Raw genomic sequence first — 4,848 nt, 5'->3', positions numbered from 1 at the left:
CCGTGAGGTTGTCGGCGTCGTGCTCGATAACCCCGGTCACGCGCCTCAGCGACAGGGCGTAGTCAAACCGCTGCGGGGGCGTGCCGAGATCGAGCTTGGTGGCGGCGCCGACCGCGATGACCGCGGCGCCCTCATCAGCGGCGCCCGCAAGCAGCGACGCCAGCTCGCGCTCGGAGGCGGGGGTGAGCATGCCGGCGGGGGACCTATCGTCCACCACCAGGGAGGGCGGCGGCGGCGCCGCGTGATCGCGCGGGGACCTCGGCTCCGCGCCGGGTCCCACCGCGGGCAGCTCGTCGGGCAGCACCTTGCCCGGGTTGCACCAGCCGCGCGGATCGAAGGCGCGCTTGACGGCGGCGTGGGCGGCGAGGTCGGCGGGGGCGTAGAGCAGCACCATGGCGTCACGTTTCTCGCGACCGATGCCGTGCTCGCCGCTGATGGTTCCGCCGGCGGCGATGCACGCCTGCAGGAATTGGAGGCTGGCGCGCTGGGCCCGCGCGCGCGCAACCTCATCCGTGCTGGGGAGAATGATCTCGGGGTGCACATTCCCGTCGCCGGCGTGGAGGCAGTTGACGACGTGGAGGCCGTTGCGCTCCGCGATGTCCCGGATTTCCCGGAGCACGGCCGGGAGTTTCGAGCGCGGCACGACGCCGTCGCTCGTCAGGTGCGCGCAGGTGAGCCGCGCCACGGCGCTGCCCGCCGCCCGCCTGCCGGCCCACAGCCGCTCGCGCTCGCGCTCATCGGCGGCGCTGCGCACCTCACGCGCGCCCAGCCGCCGACAGATCGCCTCGCATCGCCGCGCCTCATCCGCCAGCGCCTCCGGCAAGCCGTCAACCTCGATGATCAGGATCGCCTCCGCGTCGTGCGGATAGCCGGCGTCCATTGCCGCCTGCACCGCCTGGATCATCGGCCGGTCCATCATCTCGACGGCGGCGGGGATGATGCCGGCGGCGATGATATCCGACGCCGCCTGGCTCGCGGAATCCATCGCGTCGAACGCCGCCAGCAGGGTGCGCACCGCCTGCGGCAGCCGCCAGATGCGCACCGTGACCTCGGTAACGATGCCCAGCGTCCCCTCCGAGCCGACGATCAGCCCCAGCAAATCGTAGCCCGGCGCATCCACCGCCTTGCCGCCCAGGTCAATGATCTCGCCGTCCGGCAAGACGACCCGCGCGCCGAGGATGTGGTTGGTGGTGACCCCGTACTTGAGACAGTGCGGCCCGCCGGCGTTCTCGGCGACATTGCCGCCGATGGTGGAGACCTTCTGGCTCGCGGGATCGGGGTGGAAGACCCACCCCCCAGCGGCCAGCGCGTCCTGGAGGGCGAGATTGACCAGGCCCGGCTGAACCACCGCACAGCGATTGGCGGTGTCTATGTGCAGGAGCCGATTGAGGCGCGCGAGGGCGATCACGACGACGCCACTGCCTACCGGCACCGAGCCGCCGCTGAGGTTGGTGCCGGCGCCGCGGGGCACGAAGGGGGCGCCGAAGCGATTGGCCGCGCGCACGACTTGCGCCACTTCCTCCGTCGCCGCCGGCAGCACCACTGCTCCCGGCGCCTCGCCCGTGAGCGTCGCGTCGTAAGCGTAGACCGCGAGATCGGCGGATGCCGTCAGCAGGTTGCGGGCGCCGACCGCCCGGCGCAGCTCGCGCAGCAGTTGGCGCGGCAGCCCGCGCCCGGCTCGCGGCGGCGACGCGCCCAACTCACTCACGCTCCGGGCTGCGAAAGGCGTCAGGCACCTCGTAGCCGGCGGCGGCGAGCAGCTCCAGCAGCACCTGGCGCTGGTCCTGATAGCTGCCGTCCAACAGCGGCACGCAGCTCAGGATCCCCGCGCGCCCCGCCGCCAGCTCGACCGCAAACGCCAGGCACGTCAGGCGCCCGCATGACTCGCAGTTGGTGCCCGGCAGAAGCTTGTAGATCTCCAGCTCCGTCAACCGCTGGCGGCGTTCGTGCACCGGCTGGATCTCGGCGCGCCGCGCGTGAACGTCATTGAGGGCGCTGCGAATCCAGTCAAGCTGGGCCCGGGCATCGGCCTCGTCGCGCACCTTGGCCATGAACACCGTGCGCGGGTAGAGGGTGATCAGGCGCCCGCTGCGATTGACGGTGAGCGCCGGCGCGGCGGGGTTGTAGATCGGCCGGCCGAGCACCGCGTTGAGGTACGGGAGCAGCTCGCTCACATCACAAGAGGTCTCGGCGTTGACCCGGATCTTGCCCGGTTCCGAGGGACAGGGCAGGATGCGGCTGATCTCGATGGCTCCGACCAGGTCCGACATGCTGCCTCCAATTATACACCGTCGCCGGAGTCTGGCAAATACAGCCATGCCGGGGGGTATCGGCGAGGAGGTGGAGACTACAGACCCGCGACGGCACGGGACGTAATCCGATTCCGCCCCACGTGGCCGCGCTGCTCGCGCACGAACGCCAGCAAGCGCCGAGCATGGGTGTCGCACGGGTCACCCAGGAGCCACCGGGCGAGGTAGCGCTCCGCGACGTCGTAGCGTCGAACGGCCACACAGCAGGCAACGAGGTCGTAGCATGCCTGAGCATCCTGGGGCTCCAGGTCGGCCAGGGCGCGGTAGTGCTCCAGGGCTTGTGCATCCTGTCCCTGCGCCGAGCGCACGTCGGCGAGCAGGGCATGAGCGCGGCTGCAGCGCGGCTGCTCGCGCAGCAGCCGCGTAAGCACCTGGGCGGCGGTGGCCTGGTCGCCCTGCTGGAGCAGGCGCTGTGCCCGCTCCAGCGCCCGCTCGGCGTGATCCATGCGCCTGCTGCGCGCGGCCGCAAGGCCCACCGAACACACGACCAGAACGGCGACGCTGGTCCACACCAGAAGTCTTACTCGGCGCATGACGATGATAGCCCTCGTTGACGAGTGGATGCATCGGCGTTATTCCACAAGCGCGCGAGGGCGCCGGCACGCGCTGCGGACGAGCTTGTACGGATACCCGTCAGAGCGCAGTTCGCGCGCGAGGGCGCCGGCGGCGTGTCTGCGGTCGCAGCGGCAGGGAAACCGCAGCCGCGCGCGGAATGGGCTACGACGAGTGAGCGAACAACCGGGAGGTCGGTAGTCACGATGACCACGCGGGCCTGGCTTGTGGTCCCCCTGTTGGCCGCCATGCTGGTCGCCACGTCGTGCGCGGAGACGCGGAAGAAAGAGGTTACCGACGTGGTAACTCAGTACCTCCAGCAGGAGAAGATGGGCGATTACCAGCACCAGTACGGGCTCTACGATACCCGATCGGCCTCCACCCTCCCTCTGCCGATAGGCGCCATGACCAGCCCGTTCCAGCCCCGGGAGCTGTGGTCGTACAAGGTCAAGGAGGTGACCATCGAGGGCGGCACCGCGCAGGCGCAGGCGGAGGTCGTGTTCCAGATCGCACAGATGACCGGCTTTCAGCCCGTGTACGAGCGCCACCAGCTCACCATCTACCTGGTGCACGAGGCGGGGGGGTGGAAGGTGGATGAGATCAAGACGCGCACGCAGGCGCTGGACGCGGTCGCAGGTCCGGGGGCGGGCGATCTGTGGCTGGCGCTGCAGAAGCAGAAACGGCCGCAATAGCCTCCGCCGGGGGCGGGAACGTCGGTGAAGGGACAGCGAGATGGAGCTATTCGAGGCTATCGAGCAGCGCGCCTCGGTGCGCGACTTGCAGGCGGTGGACATCCCGGAGGCCGACTTGGCGCGCATCCTCGATGCGGGTCGGCGGGCGCCCTCCGGCTATAACCGCCAGCCCTTCGAGTTCATCGTCATCCGCGACCCGCGGTCCCTGCATGAGCTCGCCCGGTGCCAGGCCTGCCTCGGCGGCGTCAACACCGCCGTCGCCGTGGTTGCCGACCCCGAGGCCTCCCGCTATTGGCTCGAGGATCTGTCGGCGGCGACCGAGAACATGCTCCTCGCCATCACCGCCTTGGGTTACGCCAGCGTGTGGATCGAGGGTCGCATCCTGCCGCGGGAGGAAGAGCTGAAGCGCATGCTCGGCGTGCCGCCCAAGCTGCGCCTGATGGTGGTGCTGCCGGTAGGGCGCGCGGCTGGGCCTGCGGCCCAGAAGGACAAGCGGCCGCTCGCAGAGGTCGTCCACCGCGAGCGCTACGGCCAGCGCTGAAGCTGCGCTCCCGGGCGCCTGCGCTCCGTTCCCCTTGCCGGCCGGCATCGGCCGCGAAGACCGCCGCCACCCCCCGCGACCGCCTACGGCCGGCGCGCGCCCGCGAAACGACGGCGGTAGAACCCGGAGCGCAAGGAATCAATGCCGACACAGCCGCGCCGGGAGGAAGCATGGATGAACTGGCCGTTGCCGATGTAGATCCCGGTATGGCCGATGCTGCCGTCGCCGCTGACGAAGTACAGGCGGTCACCGATTGCCAGCTGGTCGGGGGGGACCGCGGAGCCGCAGTTGAACTGCTCAGCGGCGGTGCGCGGCAGGCGCAGGCCGCAGTCGCGAAAGACGGCCTGGACCAAGGCCGAGCAGTCGGTGGGCCCGGGCGGCGCGCCACCGTAACGGTAAGGCAGGCCCCAGTAGCGGAAGGCGGCCTGCAGCAGGTCCGCACGCCCGTTGCTCCCGGCCGGCACCTCGACCCCTGCGACCAGCTCTACCTGATGCACGACCACGGCCTTCTGCGGCACCCACGCCAGCGCGCCATCGGCCATCAGGATGCCGTAGTGCTGCAAGTACCGGCAGGAGACGCAGAGGTTGGTGCCGCGGGGGACGGCGCACACGCGCTCCCGGCCGCGGGGGTCAATCAGCGCCGCCGTGTCCTCGGTGGCGACGCCGAGGTAGCCGACCACCGGCCCGCTGCGCGCCTGCGAAGCGGGCTGGATGCTAAGCTCGGTCGCTGCGACGTCCGGCGCTGCCTTTTCCT

General features: G+C 70.6%; 6 protein-coding genes. 2 read left to right on the top strand and 4 right to left on the bottom strand.

Features of this window, described 5'->3' with window-relative positions; translation table 11 throughout:
• The 3 genes from VM221_01700 to VM221_01690 form a co-directional block, all read right to left on the bottom strand.
• Window positions 1-1,708, bottom strand: a 1,708-nt coding sequence (locus VM221_01700) for an FAD-linked oxidase C-terminal domain-containing protein (protein HUT73531.1), incomplete at its 3' end; no start/stop codon positions are given.
• Window positions 1,701-2,270, bottom strand: a complete 570-nt coding sequence (locus VM221_01695) for a (Fe-S)-binding protein (GenBank protein ID HUT73530.1) — start codon at window positions 2,268-2,270, stop codon at window positions 1,701-1,703. The genes VM221_01700 and VM221_01695, both read right to left, overlap by 8 nt.
• Before the next feature lie 77 nt (window positions 2,271-2,347).
• Window positions 2,348-2,842: a tetratricopeptide repeat protein gene (locus VM221_01690; GenBank protein ID HUT73529.1), complete on the bottom strand. Its 495-nt coding sequence runs from the start codon at window positions 2,840-2,842 to the stop codon at window positions 2,348-2,350.
• 225 nt (window positions 2,843-3,067) lie between these two features.
• Here VM221_01690 and VM221_01685 point away from each other — a divergent pair, with 225 nt between their 5' ends.
• Together VM221_01685 and VM221_01680 are read left to right on the top strand one after the other, a co-directional pair.
• Window positions 3,068-3,553 (top strand): hypothetical protein, encoded by a 486-nt coding sequence (locus tag VM221_01685; protein HUT73528.1) that lies wholly within the window; start codon window positions 3,068-3,070, stop codon window positions 3,551-3,553.
• 40 nt (window positions 3,554-3,593) lie between these two features.
• Window positions 3,594-4,094 carry a nitroreductase family protein gene (locus tag VM221_01680; GenBank protein ID HUT73527.1) on the top strand — a complete coding sequence of 167 codons (501 nt, stop codon included), beginning with the start codon at window positions 3,594-3,596 and terminating at the stop codon, window positions 4,092-4,094.
• A gap of 83 nt (window positions 4,095-4,177) precedes the next feature.
• Here VM221_01680 and VM221_01675 read toward each other — a convergent pair.
• Window positions 4,178-4,848, bottom strand: a 671-nt coding sequence (locus VM221_01675) for a C40 family peptidase (GenBank protein ID HUT73526.1), incomplete at its 5' end; no start/stop codon positions are given.

The organism is Armatimonadota bacterium, assembly GCA_035527535.1.
In the GTDB taxonomy this organism is placed as follows: domain Bacteria; phylum Armatimonadota; class Hebobacteria.
The sequence above is the reverse complement of the archived record's forward strand: the minus strand, read 5'-3'. Positions and strand labels throughout refer to the sequence as shown.

Excerpts from the sequence above, each read along its gene's own strand:
- VM221_01680 (HUT73527.1), top strand. The coding sequence starts at position 3,594 with ATGGAGCTATTCGAGGCTATCGAGCAGCGCGCCTCGGTGCGCGACTTG.
- VM221_01690 (HUT73529.1), bottom strand. The coding sequence starts at position 2,842 with ATGCGCCGAGTAAGACTTCTGGTGTGGACCAGCGTCGCCGTTCTGGTC.
- VM221_01685 (HUT73528.1), top strand. The coding sequence starts at position 3,068 with ATGACCACGCGGGCCTGGCTTGTGGTCCCCCTGTTGGCCGCCATGCTG.
- VM221_01695 (HUT73530.1), bottom strand. The coding sequence starts at position 2,270 with ATGTCGGACCTGGTCGGAGCCATCGAGATCAGCCGCATCCTGCCCTGT.